12 protein-coding genes are annotated in these 21,531 nt (G+C 70.8%); 2 read left to right on the forward strand and 10 right to left on the reverse strand.

Annotation, left to right across the window (positions count from 1 at the left end; genetic code table 11):
* Positions 1–300: 300 nt before the first annotated feature.
* The 9 genes from AB0H57_RS26235 to AB0H57_RS26275 all read right to left on the reverse strand — a co-directional run bounded on the left by AB0H57_RS26235 (position 301) and on the right by AB0H57_RS26275 (position 17,312).
* The gene (locus AB0H57_RS26235; RefSeq protein WP_357510848.1) at positions 301–1,134 is read right to left on the reverse strand and encodes an IS5 family transposase; all 834 of its coding nucleotides are present in this window, start codon (positions 1,132–1,134) and stop codon (positions 301–303) included.
* Between the two features lie 326 nt (positions 1,135–1,460).
* Positions 1,461–1,667, reverse strand: coding sequence for a hypothetical protein (locus AB0H57_RS26240; protein ID WP_357510850.1), 207 nt, complete (start codon positions 1,665–1,667; stop codon positions 1,461–1,463).
* 23 nt (positions 1,668–1,690) lie between these two features.
* Positions 1,691–5,479, reverse strand: coding sequence for a condensation domain-containing protein (locus tag AB0H57_RS26245; protein ID WP_357510852.1), 3,789 nt, complete (start codon positions 5,477–5,479; stop codon positions 1,691–1,693).
* Positions 5,476–10,458, reverse strand: a complete 4,983-nt coding sequence (locus AB0H57_RS26250) for an amino acid adenylation domain-containing protein (protein ID WP_357510854.1) — start codon at positions 10,456–10,458, stop codon at positions 5,476–5,478. Before AB0H57_RS26250 ends, AB0H57_RS26245 begins: the two co-directional genes overlap by 4 nt.
* A gap of 46 nt (positions 10,459–10,504) precedes the next feature.
* Positions 10,505–12,298 carry an ABC transporter ATP-binding protein gene (locus AB0H57_RS26255; protein WP_357510856.1) on the reverse strand — a complete coding sequence of 598 codons (1,794 nt, stop codon included), beginning with the start codon at positions 12,296–12,298 and terminating at the stop codon, positions 10,505–10,507.
* Positions 12,295–14,097, reverse strand: coding sequence for an ABC transporter ATP-binding protein (locus AB0H57_RS26260; RefSeq protein WP_357510857.1), 1,803 nt, complete (start codon positions 14,095–14,097; stop codon positions 12,295–12,297). Before AB0H57_RS26260 ends, AB0H57_RS26255 begins: the two co-directional genes overlap by 4 nt.
* 174 nt (positions 14,098–14,271) lie before the next feature.
* Positions 14,272–14,499 carry an MbtH family NRPS accessory protein gene (locus tag AB0H57_RS26265; protein WP_125807724.1) on the reverse strand — a complete coding sequence of 76 codons (228 nt, stop codon included), beginning with the start codon at positions 14,497–14,499 and terminating at the stop codon, positions 14,272–14,274.
* On the reverse strand, positions 14,496–16,301 hold the full coding sequence (locus AB0H57_RS26270) for a SidA/IucD/PvdA family monooxygenase (protein WP_357510859.1): 1,806 nt from the start codon (positions 16,299–16,301) through the stop codon (positions 14,496–14,498). The genes AB0H57_RS26265 and AB0H57_RS26270 overlap by 4 nt, the downstream gene beginning before the upstream one ends.
* A gap of 36 nt (positions 16,302–16,337) precedes the next feature.
* Positions 16,338–17,312, reverse strand: coding sequence for a fatty acid desaturase (locus tag AB0H57_RS26275; protein WP_357510861.1), 975 nt, complete (start codon positions 17,310–17,312; stop codon positions 16,338–16,340).
* Positions 17,313–17,714: 402 nt separating this feature from the next.
* On the opposite strand from AB0H57_RS26275, the gene AB0H57_RS26280 reads away from it, so the two are divergent.
* A complete protein-coding gene (locus tag AB0H57_RS26280; RefSeq protein ID WP_357510863.1) occupies positions 17,715–19,856 on the forward strand; it encodes an iron-containing redox enzyme family protein in 2,142 nt (713 codons plus the stop codon).
* Between the two features lie 11 nt (positions 19,857–19,867).
* Positions 19,868–20,065 carry a carbamoyltransferase N-terminal domain-containing protein gene (locus AB0H57_RS26285; protein ID WP_357510865.1) on the forward strand — a complete coding sequence of 66 codons (198 nt, stop codon included), beginning with the start codon at positions 19,868–19,870 and terminating at the stop codon, positions 20,063–20,065.
* Positions 20,066–20,248: 183 nt separating this feature from the next.
* Here AB0H57_RS26285 and AB0H57_RS26290 read toward each other — a convergent pair whose 3' ends face one another.
* Positions 20,249–21,022, reverse strand: a complete 774-nt coding sequence (locus tag AB0H57_RS26290) for a transposase family protein (protein WP_357510867.1) — start codon at positions 21,020–21,022, stop codon at positions 20,249–20,251.
* Between the last annotated feature and the right edge of the window lie 509 nt (positions 21,023–21,531).

The raw sequence follows: 21,531 nt of genomic DNA on the forward strand, positions 1-21,531 counted from the left end.
CCCGGCAAATTCCCAACCCTCTGCCGATCGAAGGGAACCATGATCTCGGATCACGACGACATCGGCATCGGCTCGTTCACGTGCGCCTTCGGCGACGGGCGGCGGGCGGCGGTGTGCAGAGGGTACGCCGCCGGGATTCCTGCGAGCCGTTGACCCCCGGCCTCGCGGCGCCAGACCAACCAACGGGCTCACACGCCCAGAGAAGGATCGACGTCGTCAAAAGCGGCCCGACCCTATTTTCACGTCCGCATTGTGGCAACTACATATCGGCGGGAAGTAAGAGCGCGTTTCACATTGCTGTCAGTCGGGTGTGTTGAAGGTGAGGCGTTGCTGGCGGGTGGCGGCTTCGCCTCGGGTGAGGCGGCGGAGCATGCCGCCGAGAGCGGCCCATCGGATCATGGCCTCTGACGTGCTGGGGTGGGTTTCGTAGTCGCGGGCCAGGCGGCGGTGGGCGGTGAGCCAGGCCAGGGTCCGCTCCACGACCCAGCGGCGCGGGTGCACGACGAACCCTCGTTGGTCGGCGGGTTTGCGGACGATCTCGATGGTGGTGCGCAGCAGATCGCGGGCCCAGTCGACGAGGCGACCGGCGAAGCCGGTGTCGGCGAAGACGTGCCGGATCGGGGTTGCCGCGTAGGTGGCGAGCAGTGCGCCTTTGGCGCCGTCGCGGTCCTGCCAGGACGCGGCGAGGACCCAGACGGTGACCAGCAGGCCGAGGGTGTCGGTGACGATGAACCGTTTCCGACCGTTGATCTTCTTCCCGGCGTCGTAACCGCGGGACTCACGGGGCACGGTGTCCGCGCCTTTCACGCTCTGCGAGTCGATGATCCCCGCCGTCGGCTCCGGGTCACGGCCGTGCGCCAGGCGGACCTGTTCCCGTAGTTCGGTCAGGATCCGCTCGGTCACGCCCCGCCGGTTCAACCGGGTGAAGTGCGCGTACACCGTCTGCCACGGCGGGAAGTCGACCGGCAGGTACCGCCACGCACAGCCGGTGCGCACGTACAAGATCGCGTCGATGACCGCCCGCCGGGAATGCTTCTCTGGTCTGCCCATCCACTGCGGAGACGGCAGCATCGACTCGATGATCTCCCACTCGGCGTCGGCCAGGTCAGACGGGTACCGCCGCACTCGATCCATACCTGCCCATCGACCGAGTCACGCTCATCGGATCGGACCCACTGGGCGACACACCCGACCAACCCACTACCCAAACGCGCACTAAGACCCAACGCCGGCACGTGCGTTGGCCGAACGGTCCGGAAGTGGCGGTGATCGGGCGTCGCAACCTTCGGCTCGCGGATCCGCTCGACCAGCGCGATCACGCTTGCGTCGACCACCCCGAGGATGAGGTCGCGTAGGAGCGCTGCAGGTCTCGGCACCGGTCAGCCGCTTGTGGCACCAGCAGTCGAGTGCGGCCATGACCAATTCGGGAACGAACAGCACGCCGGTATCGCAGATGAGGCTCATCCGCGGAAGTCCTGCGCCACCAGCTCGGCGGTCAGCTCGGCCGCGGATAGACCGTCCGTGGTCCGGGCGTATCCGGTGCGGGGCTTACGTCCCCGGCGCAAGTCGGCGGCGAACTTGATGACTGCCTCGGCCAGGACGAAGGTCAGCGGGACGCCGCGTCGCTCGGCCTCCAGGGTGGCCAGGTTCTCGCGTGGAGCGGCCAACGCGGCCACACGGCCGGGCGCGCTCAGATTTCCTCGTAGCCCATCCGCCGGGCGATCGCGGCGCTGATCGCCGCCGCCAGTTGGTCGGCGTGCTCCTGGTCGAAGAGGCTCAGGTGGTTTCCCTTGATCTCGACGGTCGTCACCTCGGCGGCGACGGCGGACCAGCCGCGGTCGCCGTCCATGTAGCCGGCCGGGAACGGCGGCGCGTCGGCGGGCAGCGGGTCGCTCGCGCGCAGGAGGTCCACCTCGGCCGGGTAGTACTCCGGCCGGTAGTCGAGGAACGCCGCGCGGTTGCGTTCGACGGTCTCGGCCAGCTCGGCCTGCGTCGCCGGGGTGGCGTCGGCCCCCTCCAGGCGCAGCACGTCCAGCGCCAGGACCGAAGCCCGGACCCGGGCCGCGTCCGCCGCCGCGGACATGAACGCGGGCGGCGCCCAGGTGTCCAGCAGCAGGGTCGCGGCGACCCGCTCGTTGCGATGCAACCAGCGGCGGGCCATCTCCAGCGCCACAGCGCCGCCCATCGACCAGCCGGCGACCACGACCGGGGCGACGCCGCGTACCGCGTCGACCTCGTCCACGTAGCGGGCCGCGATCTCCTCGATCGACGCCGGCGGAACGTCCGGCGGCGACTGAAGCGCGTACACCGCGAACTCCCGCCCGAGCCGCTTGGCCACCTGGTAGAACGGCAGCACCGAACCGCTCGCGGCGTGCACGAAGACCACCAGCGGCGCGCCCGGGTGCTCGACCAGGCTCACCAGCGGGTCCACGCCCGCTGCAGGTCGCATCGCGCCCAGCGTCGCCGCCAGCGCGCGGACCGTCGGGCCGGTGAACACGTCCAGGACGCTCGGCTTCAGCCCGAACTCGCTCGCGCATTCCTCGATCAGCTTGAAGACCAGCAGCGAATGGCCACCCATGTTGAAGAAGCTCTCGGTGACCGAGACCGAGTCCCGGCGCAGGATCCGGCAGAAAATCCCGACCAGCCGCGCCTCCAGCTCGGTCTCGGGTGCGTCGGTGCGGTCAGCTTCCGTGTCGCGGTCCCGGAGGTCGAGCAGCGCGGCCACGTCGATCTCGCCGCTGCCCCTCCGGGGGATCTCCTCCACGACCGTGACGGTTGCCGGCATCAGGTACTCCGGCAGCCGCGCAGCAGCGCCGTCGACGAGTCTTCTCCCGGACAGCTCACGTTCCCCGTTCGGCACCACGAAGGCGGCGAGGCCGCCGTCCGGCGCCGCGGTCACGACGGCGCGCCACACGCCGTCCTGGTCGGTGAAGGCCGCCTCGATCTCGGCCGGCTCGACGCGCAGGCCGTGGATCCGGACCTGCCGGTCGATCGGGCCAAGGTGCTCCAGCACGCCGTCCTCCCGGTGCCGGCAGAGCTCGCCGGTGCGGAACATGCGGGCGCCGGGGGCAGCGAACGGGTCGGCCACGAACCGGTGCGCGGTCAGCGCCGGCCGCCGGTGGTATCCGCGGGCGAGGCCGATCTCGCCGCCGACGTAGAGCTCGCCGACCACGCCGATCGGCACCGGCGCCAGCGCCTCGTCCAGTACGTAGAGGGCACGGTGGCCGGCTGGCCGACCCTGGTCGGTGACCCGTCCGGTCTCGGCCGGCCCGTAGCCGGCGACGAGGTCGCCCGGGAACCCGGCCACGTCCGGCACCATCGACGGCAGGACCGACAGCGTCGTGACGCCGTATGCCTCCACATAGTCCGCCAGCCGCCGCGGGTCCCGGTACACCGCTGGCGGCGCCAACGCGACCGTCGCGCCCTGCGACAGCGGCCAGAAGCAGTCCTCGGGCGTGGCCAGGAGCGCCACGTCGCCGGCACCGAGGGGATGGTCGTGCTTAAGTTGCGCCAGCTCGGCCAGCGCCCCCTCGACCGGGTAGGCGATCGCGGCCGGCCGGTCGGTGGCGTGCGCCGCGTAGCGCAGGCACAGCAGGTCGTACCCAGTTGCCTCGACCGGCAGGTCGTCGGCGGGCGCCCCGGCCCACCGGCCGGACTCCGCAAACGAGCGCACCTGCCACGGTCCTGCCGGCACGCGGCCCGCCGTCGACCCGTCAACGATCACCGCAGCCGGGGCGGCATCGTCCAGCAGCGCCCCGAGCCGGCCCTCCTCCGGATCGAGCGTTACGTACGGGGCGCCGACCTTAGCCGCGGCAAGCAGCGCGACCGTCTGGTCGACCCCAGGGGAAAGGTACAGCGCCACGACGTTTCCCGGACCAACCCCGGTGTCGCGCAGGAACCACGCCAGCCGGTTGGCCCGGGCGTTCAACTCGGCGTAGCTGAACTGGCCCTCGGCACCGCGCACCGCGATCGCGTCCGGGGCGCGCTGGACCTGCTCCTCGAACGGCTGCGCCAGCGTGCAGTACGCGACGTCCGGCCGGACGTCCCGGTTGAGCCCGCGCAGAACGCGCTCTCGCTCTGCCTGCGACAGCAGCGGCAGCTCGAACGCTCGCGCGTCCGGCCGCTCGGCGGCCGCGGCCAGCAGACGCTCGAGGACACCTGCGTATCGGAGCGCGGTCCCCCGGTCGAACAGGTCGCCCGAGTACACCATGATGCCGCCGAGCGCGTCGCCGTCCGGGTGCAGGATCAGGGCCAGGTCTACCGGCATGGAGTTCGTGTTCAGCGCCACACTCTTCTCGGCCGCCCGGCGCGAGCCGCCGACCGGGTGCTGCAGAGTGATCATGGTCTGGAACACCTGGTGCACCCCAGACAGCCGGGGCAACCCTAGTTCGGCCACCACCCGGGCGTACGGTACGGCCTGATGGTCGTGGGCCTCCAGGAATGCCTCGTGCACCCGGCGGACGACCTCGCGGAACGTCGGGTCGCCGGACAAGTTGGTGCGCAGTGGCACCGACCTCACGAAGCAGCCCACCATCGACTCGGCAACCTCTTGGTCCCGGCCGGCCAGCGGGACGCCGACGAGGATGTCCAGCTGCCCCGCCATCCGGGCCAGGAACAGCTTGTACGCGGCCAGGACGACAACGAACAGGGTGACCCCGTCGTCTGCCGCCAGCCGCTGCAGCCGAGTCAGCAACGAACCGGGAATCGTGACCGGCACGGTGGATGCGGCCCGGCTGGCTCGGGCCGGCCGGGGATGGTCCCTCGGCAGGTCCAGCACCGGCAGGTGACCGGTCAAATTGTGGGTCCAGTAGGCCAGGTCGCGCTGGACCCTCGCCTCGTCGGTGTTCTCGCGTTCCCAGGCCACGTAGTCGAGGAAGCCAACCGGCGGGGGCGGGTCGAGTGTCCGGCCGGCCAGCAACGCGTCCAACTCCCGGACGACCTGCTCCCGGGAGAGTCCGTCGGCGACCAGGTGGTGGAAGTTGGTCGCCAGCATGGTGCGCTCGCCGGGCAACGCGAATCCGATGATCGTGAAGAAGCACGGCTCGTCGAGCGGGATCGGACGCTGGGCGGCCCGGTTGCTGATCTCGGTGGCGCGCGCCGCCGCCTCGTCCGCCGGCAGGTGCCGCAGGTCGTGCCAGGTCACTGGCGGCTCGATCAGGCCGCAGTCCTGCTGCATCGGGACACCGTCGCGCTCGAACATCCGCACTCGCAGGATGTCGTGCCGGGCCATCAGCTCTGCCGTGGCGGCGCGCAGTGTCGAATGGTCCAGCGCCCGCTCCATGACCTGCAGGTCCGGAATGCTGTACTCGCTGCTGTCCGGGTACTGCCGGCAGGAGAACCAGATCCCCGCCTGCGGCGGGTTGAGCGGAACGGCGGTCCCCGGCGGCACCGGGGTGATGCGCGGCACTTCGACCGCGGTGGCCCGCTCGCGCAGCAACTTCATGAGCAGCCGCTGCTTGTTCGCGTCCAACGTGGTCATCGGCTTACCCCTCCCGTATCGCCGAGCCGCTCGGCGACGTCGTCGTCGTCGTCGGACATCGTGGCCACCTCGGCGGCCAGCGCCGTCTCCAGGTACCCGGCCACGCCTGCGATCGTCGGTGCATCGAAGAACTGCCGGACGGTGATCGATATCCCGAACCGGGTCTTGATTCGGTGCAGCATCTGCAAGGCCGACAGTGAGGTGCCGCCGACGGAGAAGAAGTTCTGGTTGCGACCGACCTGGTTGACCTGCAGCAGGTCGCACCACACCTCGGCGACTTCCGCCTCGATCACCGAGGTGACCTCCGAGACACCGGTCCGGGCCTCCCGGTCCCGGATGGTGGGAACGGGCAGCGCCTGCCGGTCCACCTTGCCGGACGGGGTCAGCGGCAGGGCATCCAGCTTCACGTACACCGCCGGCAGCAGATACTGGGACAAGTACCCGGCCAGGTACTCGGCAATCTCGGGGATGAAGGCGTCCGGCCCGACCACATAGGCCACGATCTCCTTGACGCCGGGCTCGTCCTCCCGGATCGCCACCACCGCCCGCTCGACCGCCGGGTGGCTGTCCAGCACCGCCTCGATCTCGCCGGGCTCCACCCGCACGCCCCTGACCTTGGCCTGGTTGTCGGCCCGGCCGGTGTAGTGCAGCAGGCCGTCGTCGTCCAGGCTGGCGAGGTCACCGGTACGGTACAGCCGCTCCCCCGGCACCACCGGGCAGGGGTGCGGCAGGAACCGTTGCGCCGTCAGCTCCGGCTGTCCGAGGTAGCCGCGGGCCAGGCCGTCCACGCCGGCGACGTACAGCTCGCCGACCACGCCCGGCGGGATCGGCCGGAGCGCTTCGTCCAGCACGTACAGCCGGTAGCCGTTGACCGCCCGGCCCATCGGGACGCCGCCGCCGGCCGGCCAGGCGCGCCCGGTCCAGAGCGCGACCTCCGAGGTCTCCGTCTGGCCGTACGCGTTGTGCAGGTCGAGATCGAAGTGGGCGACGAACCGCTCCAGAAGCGCCGCCGGCACCGCCTCGCCGGAGGTCTGCACGCAGCCGAGGTCCGGGTACTTGGTGGCCGGAACGGTGGCCAGGTACATGTCCAGCATCGACGGTACGAAGTGGGCCAGCACCGTACCCGGCGCGGCGAGCAGCTCGGCCAGGTACGGCACGTCCGTCTCCGAGCCCGCCTCGGCCAGCTCGACTGTGGCGCCGGCGGCGAGCGTCGCGAAGATCTCCCAGATCGCGACGTCGAAGATCAACGGCGTCTTGTGCACGACTCGTCGGCCGGGCTCGAGCTCGTACCGCCGGGCGATCCACTCCACCCGGGACGCCGCGCAGCCGTGGTCGATGACGACGCCCTTGGGCCAGCCCGTGGACCCGGACGTGTAGTAGACGAAGGCCGTGTTCCGCGGGTGGATCCGACGGTGACTCCGGTCCGGCGCGGCCGCGTCGACGATCGGCGCGGCCGCGTCGACGATCGGCAGGCCCTCCAGCCCGGCCGGCGGCGGCCCCCCGGCGATCACCGCCGCCATCTTGCAGTCGGCGGCTATCCAGCGCAGGCGGTCGGCCGGGTAGCCGGCATCCAGCGGTACGAAGCCGGCACCCGCGCGGAGTACCCCGAGAAGCGCCGCGATCGACTCCACCGAGCGCGGGACGCACACCCCGACCAGGGACTCCGGCCCGATGCCAGCGGCCGCCAGCGCGGTCGCCACCGCCTCGGCGCGGGCGTCCAGGTCGGCGTAGCTGACCGAGCTCGTCCACGCCTGCACGGCCACCGCGTCCGGGTCCCGGGCCAGCGCGGCATGGAAACCATCGTGCAGCAGCGTCCGGGCGGCGCCGCGGTCCTCGTGGCCGGCGTTGATCGCGGCCAGCTGGGCGGTGGCCGAGGCGGCCGGCAATAGCGGCAGCTCGGCCAGCTGGGCCGACGGGTCCGCCAGTGCCGATTCGAGGAGCGTCAGCAAGGCGTCCTGCCAGCGGCCAGCGGACGGGCGGTCAAACCGGCGGGTGGCGTACTCCACCTCGCCGACCAGCGTCCCGTCGTCCAGCCGCATCGTGCAGGTCAGCGCGACCTTGGCGGTACCGGAGTGGATCAGCTGCTCGGTGATCTGAAGGCCGTCGATCTCGCCGCCGCCGTCCATCGGGGTGGACTCGAAGACGAACATGGTCTGGAAGACGGGGTTGTCGGCCCCGCCGGGGGAAAGACCGCCGACCATCTCCACGAACGGCAGGTCCTGCCGGGACAGCGCCTCGGCCAGCGCCGCGTCGGTGCGCTCCACCAGGTCCCGGAAGCGCATGCCGGGGGTGAATCGCATCCGCAGCGGCACGGTGTTGACCAGGTAGCCGATCAGGTCCTCGGTACCGGGCCGGACCCGGCCGGCCATCGGGACCCCGACCACCACGTCGTCGGCGCCGCCGGTCATCCGGTGCAGCGTGCCGAGGAAGCCGGCCAGCAACACGCCGAACGGAGTAGATCCATAAGCGCGGGCCACCCGCTCCACCGCGGCCAGGCCGACGCCGGCGAGCTCGAGCGGTATCGAGAACCCGGCCTGCCCCTCCGCCCCGGTCGGCCGACCGGGTTCCAGCACCGGCGCGTCGCCGTCGAGCTGCTCCACCCAGTACCGCCGCTGCCCGGCCGCCTCCTCCGAGCCCAGCCAGCGCTCCTGCCAGGCCACGTAGTCGGCGAACCGCACGGACGGCGAAGGCAGCGGGCGGTCCTGGTACAGCGCGGCGAACTCTCGCCAGAACACTCCCAGCGACCATGCGTCAAAGACGCTGTGGTGCACATCGAGCAACCACAGGTGCTGCTCGTCGTCGACCCGGTAGCAGCAGGACCGCACCAGCGGTCCGGCGGACAGGTCGAACGGCCGGGCCGCCTCGGCCTCGGCCAGGCGCGCCGCGGCCGCCCGGTCGGCGACGGATCTCACCTCGGTACGGACCGGCTCTGGCGGCTGGAGCCGGGACCAGACGCGGCCGTCCCGTTCCGCGAGGGTGGTCCGCAACGCCTCGTGCCGCTCCACCAGCGCGGTGAGCGCGGCATCCATCCGCTCGATGTCGAGCGGTCCGGAAATCCAGTATCCGAGGGGTACGGCGTAGGTCGCGACACCCTGCTGAAGCCGGTCCAGGTACCACAGCGCTGCCTGGCCGCGCGAGGCCGGCCGCCATTCGTCGTGCTCGCCGGACGCCGCGACGACTCCGCCGCCGGTGTCTCGCCGGTTGGTCCCCTTGACCAGCGCGGCGAGGGCGGTCACGGTCGGGGCGGAGCGCAGCTCGTTGAACGATAGAGCCGCACCGGTGGCCCGGGCGATGCCGCTGAGCAGTTGCAGACCGCGCAGGGAGTCGCCGCCGGCCGCGAAGAAGTCCTCGTCGGCGCCGGCCGGCCGACCCAGCACGTCGGCGACGAGTCGCGCGACGACGCCTTCCACACCGGAGGACGTGGCCGCGTCGGGCTCGCCCGCGCCGTCCAAGGCGGGATCGGCGGGTGGTGGTGGCGGCAGCTCGGACGGCAGCACCTTTCTGTTCAGCGGGGACCGCGGGATCCGGTCCAGCCAGACGATGGTCCGCGGGAGCATGACGGCGGGCAGCCGGTCGGCCAGTTCGGCGCGGAGCGCTGCGTCCGCGGCCGGCGTGTGTTCCCCCTCGACGTATGCGATCAGCCGGGCGCCGGAAACCGGGTCGTCGGCCGCGACCACGACGGCGTCGCGTACGCCGGCACAGGCCCGCACCGCGTTCTCCACCTGGCCGGGCTCGACCCGGAACCCGCGAATCTTGACCTGGCGGTCGGACCGGCCGAGGAACTGCAGGTTCCCGTCCGGCAGCCGGTTGGCCCGGTCACCGGTCCGGTACATCCGGGCGCCGGGCGGCCCGAACGGGTCCGGCCAGAACCGGTCGGCGGTGGTGGACGGCGCACCCAGATAGCCGCGGGCCAGCCCGAAGCCGGCGATCCACACGCCCCCCGGTTCCCCGTCGGCCACCGGCGCCAGCTCGTCGTCGAGCAGGTGTACGGTCACCCCGGGCAGTGGTCGGCCGATCGGCACGAGTCCGACGTCGGGCAGGTTCGCCGGGTCCGGCCGGTAGGTGGTGCAGCTGATCGTGGTCTCGGTGGGCCCGTAGTCGGCGATGAAGTCCACGGGTCGCGAGCCGACAGCCTCCATCCAGAGGGCGAGCCGGTCCATCCGCAGCTTGTCCCCGCCGACGAACACGGTGCGCAGGCTGTCGGGCAGCGACACGATCCCGGCGGCGAGGTCGTCCGCCCACTGGTGCCAGTAGTTGCTCGGGAGGCTCACCATGGTCGCCCCGCGGGCCTTCATCACGTCGGTCAGCTCGACGCTCGTCGGACGGGGCGTGTCCGGCAGCACGACCGCGGCGCCGGCCAGCCACGCCGGCAGCACCTCCTCCAGCGAGGCGTCGATGTGCATCGAGGTGAACTGCAGGAACCGGTCGGACGACCGCAGGCCCAGCTCCGCCCGGATCGCAGCGGCGTGTTCGGCCAGGCTGGCATGCGAGACCCCGACGGCCTTCGGCCGGCCGGTCGAGCCGGAGGTGAAGGCGCAGTACGCGAGATTGCCGGGCCACAGCGCCGGCCGGGCACCAGTCGGGTCCGGTTCGGCCATGAGGTCGGCCAGGTCGACCACCGAGAACCCGGCACCGTCGAACGTTCTCTCCGGTCCACCGCGGAGCACCAGCTCCACCTCGGCGTCGGCAAGCATCCCCGCCACCAGCCCGGCGGGCAGCGCGGCGTCCAGCGGAACGTAGACGCCGCCGGCCTTCCACACCGCGAGCACCGTCACCAGCCAGCGGGCGGACTGTTCGACGGCGACCCCGACCCGGACCTCCGGCCGCACACCGCGCACAGCGAGCCGGTCGGCCAGCTCGCCGGCCCGCTCGTCGAGCTGGCGGAAGCTCAGGACACCGTCACCGGACATGATCGCAGGCGCATCCGGGGTGCGCGCCGCCTGGGCCTCGATCAACTGATGTACGCAGAGATCGGACATCGATCGCCTACCTCCTTCCGTGCTGTAGAGATGAAATGCGTTCGGGTCAGGCGACCGCGCCGGCGGCCGTGGATCGCCGCCAGCTGTCGTACAAGCCGGTGTAGACACCGCCCGCCGCGAGGAGCTCGTCGTGCCGGCCGTGTTCCACCAGCCGGCCACCGTCGAGCACGATCACCTCGTCGGCCCGTTCGGCGGTGGCCAGCCGGTGCGCGACGGTCAACGACGTGCGGCCCGCGGTGAGCCGGCGTAACGCCTCGATGAGCGTCAGCTCGATCCGCGGGTCCACGGCCGAGGTCGCCTCGTCGAGGATCAGGCAGGCCGGGTTGGCCAGGTGCGCGCGGGCCAGCGCGACCAGCTGCCGCTCGCCCGCGGACAGGCTCTCGCCGCGCTGCCCGACCGGGGTGTCCAGGCCGCGCGGCAGGCTGGCGAGGAACGCTGCCGCACCCAGATCGTGGAAGGCCCGCTCGACGTCGGTACGGGTGGCGGACGGTCGTCCGTACCGGACGTTCTCCTCGACCGTGGTGTCGAAAAGGAACGGTTCCTGCGGCACGACCACCACGCGCGAGCGCAGCGACTCGGTCGCGATTTCCCGTGTGTCCACGCCGCCGATCAGGATGTGGCCGCGGTCAGGGTCGGCCAGCCGGGCGATCAGCTTCGTCAGCGTCGTCTTGCCCGATCCGGTGGCGCCGACCAGCACGACCTGGCGACCGGCCGGCACCTCGAACGACACGTCGGTCAGGGCCGTGCCGGCGTTCGGGTAGCCGAAGGTGACATTCCGTACGACCACCGCCGGCGGGCTGGCCGGCAGCTGCCGGCCGTCGACCGGTTCGGTGACGTCCTCGACGATGTCCAGCAGTGCCAGCACCCGTCGCCAGCCGGCCACGGCATTCTGCGTGAAGTCGATGACCTGAGTGAACTGCCCCACCGGCCCCATTAACAGGGTCACCAGCAGGAGGAACGCGACCAGCTCGCCGGCGGTGCGCCCGGTCGACGGGCCGATCGCCAGGCCCACCGCGACGACGCCGACCACCACGATCGCGGCGAACAGCTCGGCGAGGGAGAACAGCACGCTGCCCAGATAGCCGGCGCGGGCCTTCGTGTCCCGCCAGCGGTGGATGGTCGCCGTGGTCCGCCGCAGGCTCGGCTTCGTGATGCCGTAGGCGCGGATGACGGCCGCGCCCTGGATCGTCTCCGAGGTCACCGTGAGCAGATCGGCGACGCGGCCCCGGACCGCGGAGTGCGCGGGCCCGAGGCGCCCGGTCAGCACGTGGATGAGGACGACCATCGGCACGGTCAGCGCAACCGTGACCAGCGTCAGCCAGACGTCGTAGTACAGCATGCCGACGAGGGCAGCCAGCATAGCGGCGCCGTTCACCACCCAGGCGATGCCGCCCCACTGCAGGAACTGGCTGAGGGTCCCGATGTCGGAGGTCACCCGGGACACCAGCTTCCCGCGCGTCTCGGCCGAGTGGTACGCCACGCTGAGCCGGTGTACGTGGCCGAAGGCGCGGACCCGCAGCCCGCACAGTGCGCGCTCGCTGGCGACCGCAAGGCGCAGCAGGCTCACCCAGTTGACCAGGGCGGTGCCCACCACCGCCACCCCCGCCAGCGCGCCTAGGCGAACCAGGTGACCAACGTCGATGTGCCCGGTGCTGAGTCCCCGGTCGAGGAGCTGCTGGACGAGGACCGGTACGGCCAGCCGGCCGAACCCGCCGACCAGTGCGAGGACGAGCGTCAGGGCCAGGCCGTCGCGGATCTCCGGGATGGCGGCGAAGCCGCGCCGAAGCACCGAGGTCGTCGACCCGGCGACACCGTCGGGGTCGACCGCGAACTTACTCATGCCGCTACCCGCTCTCGCTGGAATCCCCGGATCAGCCGGTCGTAGCCGTCGATCCGGAGCAGGTCCCCATGGGCGCCGACACCGGCCACGCGGCCGCTGTCGAGGTAGACGACCGCGTCGGCCCGGGCCAGCGTCGCGGCGCTGGTGGTGACGACGATCGTGGTGGTGGACGGCAGGCTGGTGGCCAGCCCGCTCATAATCTCCTGCCGGGTGGTCGCGTCGACCGCGGACGTGGCTTCGTCCAGCATCAGCACCCGGGGCCGACGGACCAGGGCCCGGGCCAGCGCGAGGCGTTGTCGTTCGCCGCCGGACAGCCTTACCCCACGCTCGCCGACCCGAGTCGCCAGCCCGTCCGGCTGGCGCTCGACGATGGCGGTGGCCCGGGCGAGGCGGAGCGCCTCGTCCAGCCGCTCCCGGTCAGCGTCCGCGGGTGCTTCCGATGGGGTACTGTCGAAGTCGAGTCGGACGTTCTGGGCCAGCGTGCCGGCGAACAGGAACGGCTCCTGGAAAACCGCCGCACAGGCCGCCGCCCGGTCGGCTGCGGCGACCCGGTACAGGTCGACCCCGTTCAGCAGCACCGTGCCGCCGGTCGGCGGCAGCAGGCCAGCCAGCGCCAGCAGCAGCGTGCTCTTACCCGACCCGGTGCTCCCGGTGATCGCGACGGTCGCGCCGGCCGGGACGTCAAAGCTCACATCGGAAAGGACCACCGGGCCGTCCGGGTAGGCGAAGCCGAGACCGCGGACGCAGAGGCCGAGCGGACCGTTCGGCAGCGGTTGCGGATCCACCACAGCCGGCGGTGGTGTCTCGCCGAGCACCTTCTGAACCCGGCCGTACCCCGCCAGCACGTGCGGCACGTGGGCCAGCACGTTGCCGATCACGCTTAGAGGCACCGCCAGCAGGGCGAACAGGTTGACGAAGCTGACCAGGTTGCCGACCGTGATCGCGCCGCTGTTCACCCGCCACGCCCCGACCACCAGGATGACCAGCGACGTGGCGGCCGGGATCAGATCGAACAGCTCGTTCATCAGCCATTCCCGACCGGCCAGCTTGATATTCGCATCGCGGAGCCGGGCCGATTCGGCGCCGAACCTGTCCCGCTCGGCGCGGTCCCGGCCGAGCGTCTTCACCAGGAACGCGCCGTCGAAACTCTCATGGGCGACTGCGGTCACCCGCCCCAGCCGCTGCTGGGCCTCCACGGCGAGCCCTTCGACCCGTTTCTGGTACACGGAGTTGACCAGCAACAGCGCCGGGATCGAGGCACCTCCGACCACTGCCAGGATCGGGTCCACCGCCAGCATCCAGCCGGCGGTGACCAGGAACATCAGGAACATGCCGAGTACCTGCGGCATTCGGGCCGGCAGGTCCGCGGCCGTCTCCGGGTCGGTGGTCACGTGCGCCAGCTTCTCGCCGGTCGGGTGGGCCCGATGGTAGGCAATCGGCAGCGCGTCGTACCGCTCGACCACGGCCTCCCGCAGGGTGGCATCGAACCGGGCCCGGGTCGCGGTGGCGGTCCATCGCAGGATCAGCCCTGCCGTGCCCTTGACCACGCCGATCGCGAGCACGACCAGGACCACGGCGAGGGCGGTGCCGGTGGCCACCTGGCCGCCCTCGAACCTCGGTATCACCACGTGGCTGACCAGCTCGCCGAGCGCGACGGACCAGACGGTCAGTCCCGCTCCGTACAGCATCGCGGCGGCCAGCCCCCAGCTCATTGGACCCGGATGGGCGCGGAAGGCGGCGAGCAGCAACGTGCGCGACCGGCGCAGGAGGTTGGGCCGTGCGGCTGCCTTCTGATCCACTATCGCCACTTCCTCATCATTCGCTGTCGTCATTGCTGCTCAGCGGTACGAGTGGAGACCGACCCGGCGGCCCCTTCGTGTTGGCGCAGTGGAATGAGCCGCCGAAGCTGTTGAAGGTCCGGAAGGGACATGGGGATGTAGGAGCTGACTGGAGACCCGGTCGCGTACTCTGGCTCAGCCACTGTGCGTCCTTTGCTCCTCAGCGGAGGCGCTCATGGCGGCCCGCAGGCTGGCCGGGCGCATGTCCGTCCACAACTCGCCGATGCGCGCCAGACAGTCATCCCGGGACGCCGGCTCGCCGACCGGCTCCCACCCGGCCGGTACCGGCCGACCCGACCGCCAGATCGAGTACTGCTCCTCGTCGTTGCGGACAATCACGTACATCTCGTCGGTGTCGGTCATGACTGCCTCTCGCTCTCGCTCTCGGCCGGGGCCGCACGCTGCTCCGATGACAGGGGGAACCGGCTGGAAAGGGCCTCGATCTCGATCTCGATCCGGACCGAACCGCCGGCGCGTGCGGCCGGCCCGGAATCCGCCGGGTCGACGCGAGCCAGATGCGCCACAAGTCGGTCCCGGTCGGTCACCACCCGGGCGCATCCGCGAACGTCGATCAACATCGAGTCCCCGACTTGCGGCTCGCCGGGCGGTGCCCCGTCCGGCTGGAATATCACCAGCACCTTGCCGCCGTCCAGCAGCGGCAGCTGCGGATCGGTCCGGTCGAGCACCCCGAACAGGACGCCGTTACGACCGCGGTCGCGATCCAGCACCAGCGGCAGCCGGGTCGCGACCGGGAACTCCCCCGCACCGGCGCTCACCAGCGTTCCGGAGCCGCATCGCTCGATCAGCGCCACCAGCGTCGCGGCTGCCGGCCCGGCGTCGTGCCCCGTCGGCGGGAACGCGCGAGCCAGCGAACCACCGTCCTTGGCGATGGCTGTGATGATCTGCTTGGACCGGAAGGGCAGCAGCGACAACAGCGTGTCGCCGAGCCCGTGCGTCGCCTCGGCGAAGCCCTGCACGTACAGGCCGCAGGTCAGCTCGTCGGTCGTGCGCACGCGGTGTTCACGGGAAACCGCCAGTCGGCCATCGGCGTCGGTGTCCAGGTAGGGAAGGACGTCGCGGTACATCACCGAGTCCAGTTCGCGCCGGTACCCGGTGGCCAGCACCAGGCCGTCAACTCGGAGCACACGGACCCCGCCGCCGAAGCGGGCGTCGACCCCGATCCGGATGCCCGTGCCGTCGGCCTCGGCCTCCACCCCGGTCAGCCGGGAGCCGTCGTGCACGGCGAGGCGGGTGCGGCCGCGGACCTCGTCGGCGTAGACCAGCCGGTACAGCTCGTCGAGAAAACTCGCCTCCACCACGCCGTAGTTGGTGGTTCGCAGGCCGGCGTAGTAGTCGCGCCGGTTCGCCTCGTTGCGGGAGTAGAAGTCGGCGGCGTTGGCCTCGAAGAACTGCTCGTTCGCGAACGGGTTGTTGTCAGTGGCACGCAGCGAGTACCCCGGCAGGATCAGGTGCACGCGGGCGTTGCGGTACCGATCCAGCAGGTAGTAGGTGATCTCGCCGGCGCTTTGCCCGTCGCCGGCGACCGCGAACTCCCACTCGCGATCGCGGTCGGTGAACGTCTCGGGGACCGTTGGCAGGAACGCGCTGGAGTGCACCACGGTCGGGCCGAGCGTCACCGCCTCCGGCACGCGGGGTACGCCGCCGAGCGCGTGCACAATGTTGCGGGCGTGGTACTCGACGACGCCGCCGGTCGTGGTGTCGGTCGCGGTCACCCGGAACAGCGACAGCGTGCCGTCATCGTCGCGGACCGCGGTCACCTCGCGGACCGCGGAGCGGTAGCGCACCATGCCGGCGAACTGTGCGGCGACCCACCTCAGGTAGTCCTGGAACTCCAGCCGGGTCGGCCGGAACTCGGCGAGGTTCACGAACCTCTCCAGCCGCCCCTTGGCCTTCTCGTACTGGAGGAAGGTGAATGGGCTGGCCAGGTTCCTCAGGGACACCAGGTCCTTGAGGAAGGAGATCTGCATCCGGGCGCCGTCGATGAGCATGCCCTCGTGCCAGCGCGTGTCGCCGGAGCGCTCCAGGAACAGGCAGCTGCGATCCGGCGCGATCTCCTGGGCAGCGATCGCGAGTGCGATGTTCGACGGTCCGAAGCCCAGCCCCATCACGTCGTACGGGTCATCCGGCGTGCCGAGATTCCGCACGTACCGCTCCCCTCCTCGACGTCTGCCCGGGCTGGTTCATTGGGTGGCTTGGGTCGCTGAGGAGCGTTGGGCGATGCGACCAACGCGACCGGTGTCCAGGAAGCCGACCACGGGCGGCACCGTGGACACGACACGACCGGCCTCGTCGAGCCGCTCCTGATACTGCGCCGCGACCTCGGGAAGCCGGGTCCAGTGTGTCGTGGGGCGCAGATGGTGCTCCTGGTGGTACCCGTCGTTGAAGGTCAGCCGGTTGTACAGCCGGCTGTAGTAGCTCACGGAGTTCGCGTACCGGCTCTCCGGCTCTGCCCCGAAGTGCCGGTAGTAGTTCTGGACGTTGACCCAGGTAAACGCGGCCGCTACCGCCGGCAGGTAGCACACCAGCAGCCACTGCCACGAGAGGACGGCGAGCAGCACGATGAAACTCAGGTGTGCCAAGCGGTCGTAGCGGATCTGGGCGAGCTCGGCCGCGCGCCGGTCCGGGTGCCGGGCGGCCCACCCTCGCATCGTGGTCTCCGCCGGGCCGACGCCGCACAACCGGCGCAAGGACGCCCAGGTGCCCACGAACTCCCGGGCCGAGGCGGCGAGGCTGAAGACCAGGTACCGCCAGAGCGGGGCGTGGTCGTCGTCCCGGCTGTATCGGTAAGTGGAGCTAAGGTCGCCGGTGACCCCGTCGCGCTTGCGGTCGTTGTTGTACCGGTGGTGGTTGCGGACGTGACTCAACTGGTACGCCTGTACCGACTGCGCGATGTTCGCCGAGTTCATCAACGACACGAGCGCGTTCAGCCGGTCGTCGGTGAACCAGGGCTTGTGCACGAACATGTGGTTAACGATGAGCACCGAGTAGGTCATCATGGCGGTGACCAGGATCGCCGAGCCGAGCCGCGGCCACAGCCCGTCCGGCGTCAGCACGGCCAGCGCGATCGTCCCTGCGAATTGCACGATACAAATCCCGAGCAGGATGGCGTCGGCCGGGCTGTTGCGCCATATCCGTCCGGGCTCGCGGTCGATCATCTCACCGTCACCTTTCCCGAGTCCCTTTCGACTTCGACGAAGCCCGGGCACGCCTGCCGGCTGACCTCGGCGGGCCCGATCCGTGAGGCGGTCCGACCCGGGTGAATGCCGCTCGTCGCTGGTGAACACTGACCGACCGTACGCAGCTCCGGCTGTCCAGCGCAGTCACGTGAACCGGCGACGCGGCGCCCGGCCCGCTTCGCGGACCATGGGCGCGGGCGGGGGGCTGTTTTACGGGACACAGTCCCCCACTGGCCCGGCGTTAGGTTTCTTGGCAGGAGGTTCGGCCGGCTTCTTGCCGCAATGCCGTGCACCATTCCCCGCTGTGCGAGGGAGGTGGCTCGCGGTGGTCCTTCTGCGTGCGATTGCCAGGTTTTCGACGTAGGAAGAGGAAGAAGCGCGATGCGTCCATCTACCCGATGTTCTGATCAGGCGGTAGACGACCCGACGGCGCTGCCGATCCAGACGGTGTTCGCCCGCGCGTGTGACCCCGAGAGCACGCCACTGCCCGACGCCCTGCGGGACGCGATCGTTGCGGAGTTGGACCGCGGCTGCGCCGACGATCGCGGTTCGCGGGTCCCGCTGGCCGACCTCGGGCCGTCGGTCGCCGCCTGGGCCGCCACGCAACGCTCGCGCTTCGAGGCACTCTTCGCCGCGGCGGAACGCGAGGGCCGCGCCGACGTGCTCGTCCGCCGGGCGGTCCTCGCGTGTGCTCCCTTGGCCTCGCTGTCCGGTGCCTGGCTGCAGTGGATGAGCGAGCCGTGCAACGCCGAGGAAGCGGTCACCATGAGGGTGCTCTCCCTGTTCGCGGGCGACGTCGGCGCCGGGCATCCGCGGGCGTCCCGAGGCAGCGTCTACCTCTCTCTCATGCAACACCTCCGGGTGGCCGTGCATGCGCATCCGGCGAGCCAACTGGCGCAGGACCGCCGAATCGCCGATCAGTCCTTCTACCTACCGGCCGTCGCGTTGACGATGAGCCGGCGCCCGGACGCATACCGGGGCGAGATCATTGGTCTTGACCTCTGCCTGCGTGAGGTCGGCCTGCTCCCGCCGCTCGACGGTGTTCAGACCCGGCTTCCGCACGCGATCGGATGGGACGCGCTGGATCCGAGCCGCGCGCGCACGCCCGACGGGCCGCCGCCGGTCGAGGATGCTCGGGCCGTGGCGGCCGCGTTCGTCGAATCAGCCGGTACGGCCGGCGCGACCGCGGTCGAGCGCGGCTTCGCCTGGGCGTTCGGCGCGCTGCGACGTTGGTGCGACGAGGTGGCCCAGGAGCTGGACGCCGCTCGCGACCCGGGTTTCGAGATGGCGGAGCTGGTGCGGTCCCGGGCTAGGGAGGCGTCCGTCTATCACGACCGGTTCAGCGTGCAGGGCCGGCCGCTGCAGGAGTGGCTCTCCGAGGCGCGCACCGACCCGATCCCGTTCCTGACCGCGCTGGCGAACAGTCGCCTCATCCGGCCGGGCAGTTCCGAGGCCAGCCGCCTGACCGGCACGCTCGTGTCGGACAAGGGCCGGATGTTCCGGATATTCCCGGACAACGAACTGGACACGATCAAGCGATGGATCGACGCGCTGCCGGCGGATCCCGCACAGCGGGCAGGGTGGCGACCGCCCGCCCATCAGCCCCGGCGGATCATGCTCCGGCCGGCCTCGGAAAGCGCCCACGATGACGGCGACGCTCCCGCGGACATCCGGCAGGCATACATCCGTCTGTTGCGGCGCACGATCACACCGGCGACCCGCCGGTATGCGCTGCGATACGTGGAAAAGCGGCTCGCCAGGTCCCGCCAGGGCATGGAGTCGTCCGCCCAGTCACTGCCGGACGAGCACCCGGTGGACGGTCTGCGGTCTTGGCTGCTCGACCAGCACGACCTCCACAACATGGAGTTCCACAACGGCCTGGGCGATCCCTTGCCGGACCGCGCCGACTTGATCGACTCGAGCATGCAACTGGCGCCGCTCACCCTGATCGACGGTGCCTGGCTGACCGGCTACACCGACTATCAGCTCGCCTCCTCCGAGCGCGGGCACTTCCTGTTCGACACCTACTGGGACGAGCTCGGCAACGGCGACCTGAGCCTGAACCATCCGCTGATCTACCGTGCCGTGTTGCGGGAGATGGGCATCGACCTCCCACCGACTCGCTCGCCGGAGTTCGCGACCTGGTCCGGGTTCCGGGACCAGTCGTTCGATACGCCGGTCTACTGGCTGGCGATCGGCCGGTTTCCGCGCACGTTCGAGCCGGAGATTCTCGGCCTGAACCTGGCGATGGAGCTGTCAGGGGTCGGCGGCAACTATCGCCGCGGCCGGCAGGCGCTCCAGAAGCACGGCTTCAGTACCGCGTTCGTCGACATCCACAACACCATCGACAACGTCGCGACCGGCCACTCCGCCTGGGCGGCCGACGCCATCGACGGATACCTGGCCCAGCAGGCGCCGACGGCTAGCACCGACGCATGGGACCGGATCCGGGCCGGATACCGATCGCTGAACGCACCATCCGGACTCCTGGCACGCAAAGGGGCCCGCCGAGCCAAAACCTGAGCGACGGTCGCATGTCTGAGCTGGTCCTGGGCATCTCCGCCTATTATCACGACAGTGCGGCGGCGCTCGTCTGCGACGGCCGCCCCGTCGCGGCCGCGCAGGAGGAGCGGTTCACCCGCCGCCACGCGGCGTTCCCGGCCCGAGCGGTCGCGTACACGCTCAGCGGGGCCGGTGCCGCGCTCGCGGACGTATCGGCGATCGCTTACTAGGAGGACCCGGCGCTGAAGTTCCGCCGCGTCCTGGCGACATATCTGGGCGCCGTCCCGTTCGGACTGACCACCTTCCGGGACACCCTGCCCTGCTGGTGGACGTCGAAGCGGCGGATCCTCGACGTCGTCCGCCGCGAGCTCGAAGGGCTGGCCCGGGGCCCGTCCCGGAAGGTCATTCAGAAGTCATCCCCAGGCTCGATAGATCTCCAGCATGGTGACGGTCCGTAGTATGTCGGGGAAGTCGTGCATGATCCGGTGGTAGCCGGTCTTGAGGACCTTCCACGACTTCAGATGCGCGATGGCGCGTTCGACGGCTGCCCGGATGCGGTTGACCGAGCGGTTGTACGCCTTCTGGCCGTCGGTGAGTTCTCCGCCGCGTGGCTTGCGGTCCGGGGTGATCATGCCGATGCCCCAGTAGCCGCCGTCGCCGGTCATGCCCGGCCCGCCTGGCGCGTAGTGGCCCGACAACCGTTCGGCGAGGCCGGAGACGAAGAACGCCGCCGCGTCGTGGCGGGCGCCGGGGGCGGGATCGCCCACGTCCGCGACCCGCCCGTCCATATCCGCGACGACCTGCACGTTCTGTCCGCACAGGTGCTTCTTGCCGGAGTACAGCCCGTCATGGCCCTCGCGTTCGCCGACCGGGGCGACGAACCCGTCGACCAGGACACCCTCGCGCTGGGCTTGGGCGTGCCGCTCGTCGGCCTCCGGTCGCAGCACCCAGCGCAGGATCGGGCCGAGCTGCTGGTGGTAGCGGGTGATCGTGGCCTGTGAGCAGCCGAAGACCTCCGCCACCACGTCGTCGGCGACGTTGTGGCGCAGCCCGAACAACACCGCCGCCACCGCCGCGACCAGCGGCAGCACATGCGGGCGGCCGATCACCGGCCTGTCCCAGTCGCTTACGACCTCGCGTATCCGCGCGACCAGCTCGGCGAGTTGATCGGCGCTCAGGCCTGTCATACGCTCGCGGCGCGGCGGCTGCTCCGTGATCGTTCGTGTCCACACAACCGAACTGATCTACCGGAAGGCAGCCGCCGCGTCCGATCACGACCCATCACGAGTCGGTCACGACCCCGCCAGGCAACTCATCACCGAACGTCACACGCGCGACCATCGATCGACTTCTGAAGGGCGCTCCCGGGGCCAATTCGTCATCTTCCTGGCCAAGTGCATCCACGGCTCGCACCCGAACTTCCGTGCCGACAAACGGGTGGGGCTAGCGACCCGCTACGTCTCGCCGTCCGTCCGGATCTACGAGCACATCAATCTCCTGGGGGGCCGGATCCTCCCGGACCCAGCTCGCCCAGCGGCTGAAGGACGAAGCTGACGCGGGCGCAGCAAAAGCCAGCTGTCGAGGTGCCGCGCCCTGAACTCGACGGCCGCCTCGATCATGCTAACCGCCGTCGGCTCGGGTTCACTCGTCTGTGTAGCCAAGAAGTTGACGCCAGGCCGAAGCGGTGCGGTGTCCC

The sequence above is a fragment of the Micromonospora sp. NPDC050686 genome (genome assembly GCF_040654475.1).
Lineage (GTDB): Bacteria > Actinomycetota > Actinomycetes > Mycobacteriales > Micromonosporaceae > Micromonospora.

Bases quoted from the DNA above. Each gene is read 5' to 3' on its own strand.
- AB0H57_RS26290 (WP_357510867.1), bottom strand. From the start codon at position 21,022: ATGACAGGCCTGAGCGCCGATCAACTCGCCGAGCTGGTCGCGCGGATA.
- AB0H57_RS26280 (WP_357510863.1), top strand. From the start codon at position 17,715: ATGCGTCCATCTACCCGATGTTCTGATCAGGCGGTAGACGACCCGACG.
- AB0H57_RS26235 (WP_357510848.1), bottom strand. From the start codon at position 1,134: ATGGATCGAGTGCGGCGGTACCCGTCTGACCTGGCCGACGCCGAGTGG.
- AB0H57_RS26245 (WP_357510852.1), bottom strand. From the start codon at position 5,479: ATGACCACGTTGGACGCGAACAAGCAGCGGCTGCTCATGAAGTTGCTG.
- AB0H57_RS26250 (WP_357510854.1), bottom strand. From the start codon at position 10,458: ATGTCCGATCTCTGCGTACATCAGTTGATCGAGGCCCAGGCGGCGCGC.
- AB0H57_RS26265 (WP_125807724.1), bottom strand. From the start codon at position 14,499: ATGACCGACACCGACGAGATGTACGTGATTGTCCGCAACGACGAGGAG.
- AB0H57_RS26275 (WP_357510861.1), bottom strand. From the start codon at position 17,312: ATGATCGACCGCGAGCCCGGACGGATATGGCGCAACAGCCCGGCCGAC.
- AB0H57_RS26255 (WP_357510856.1), bottom strand. From the start codon at position 12,298: ATGAGTAAGTTCGCGGTCGACCCCGACGGTGTCGCCGGGTCGACGACC.
- AB0H57_RS26285 (WP_357510865.1), top strand. From the start codon at position 19,868: ATGTCTGAGCTGGTCCTGGGCATCTCCGCCTATTATCACGACAGTGCG.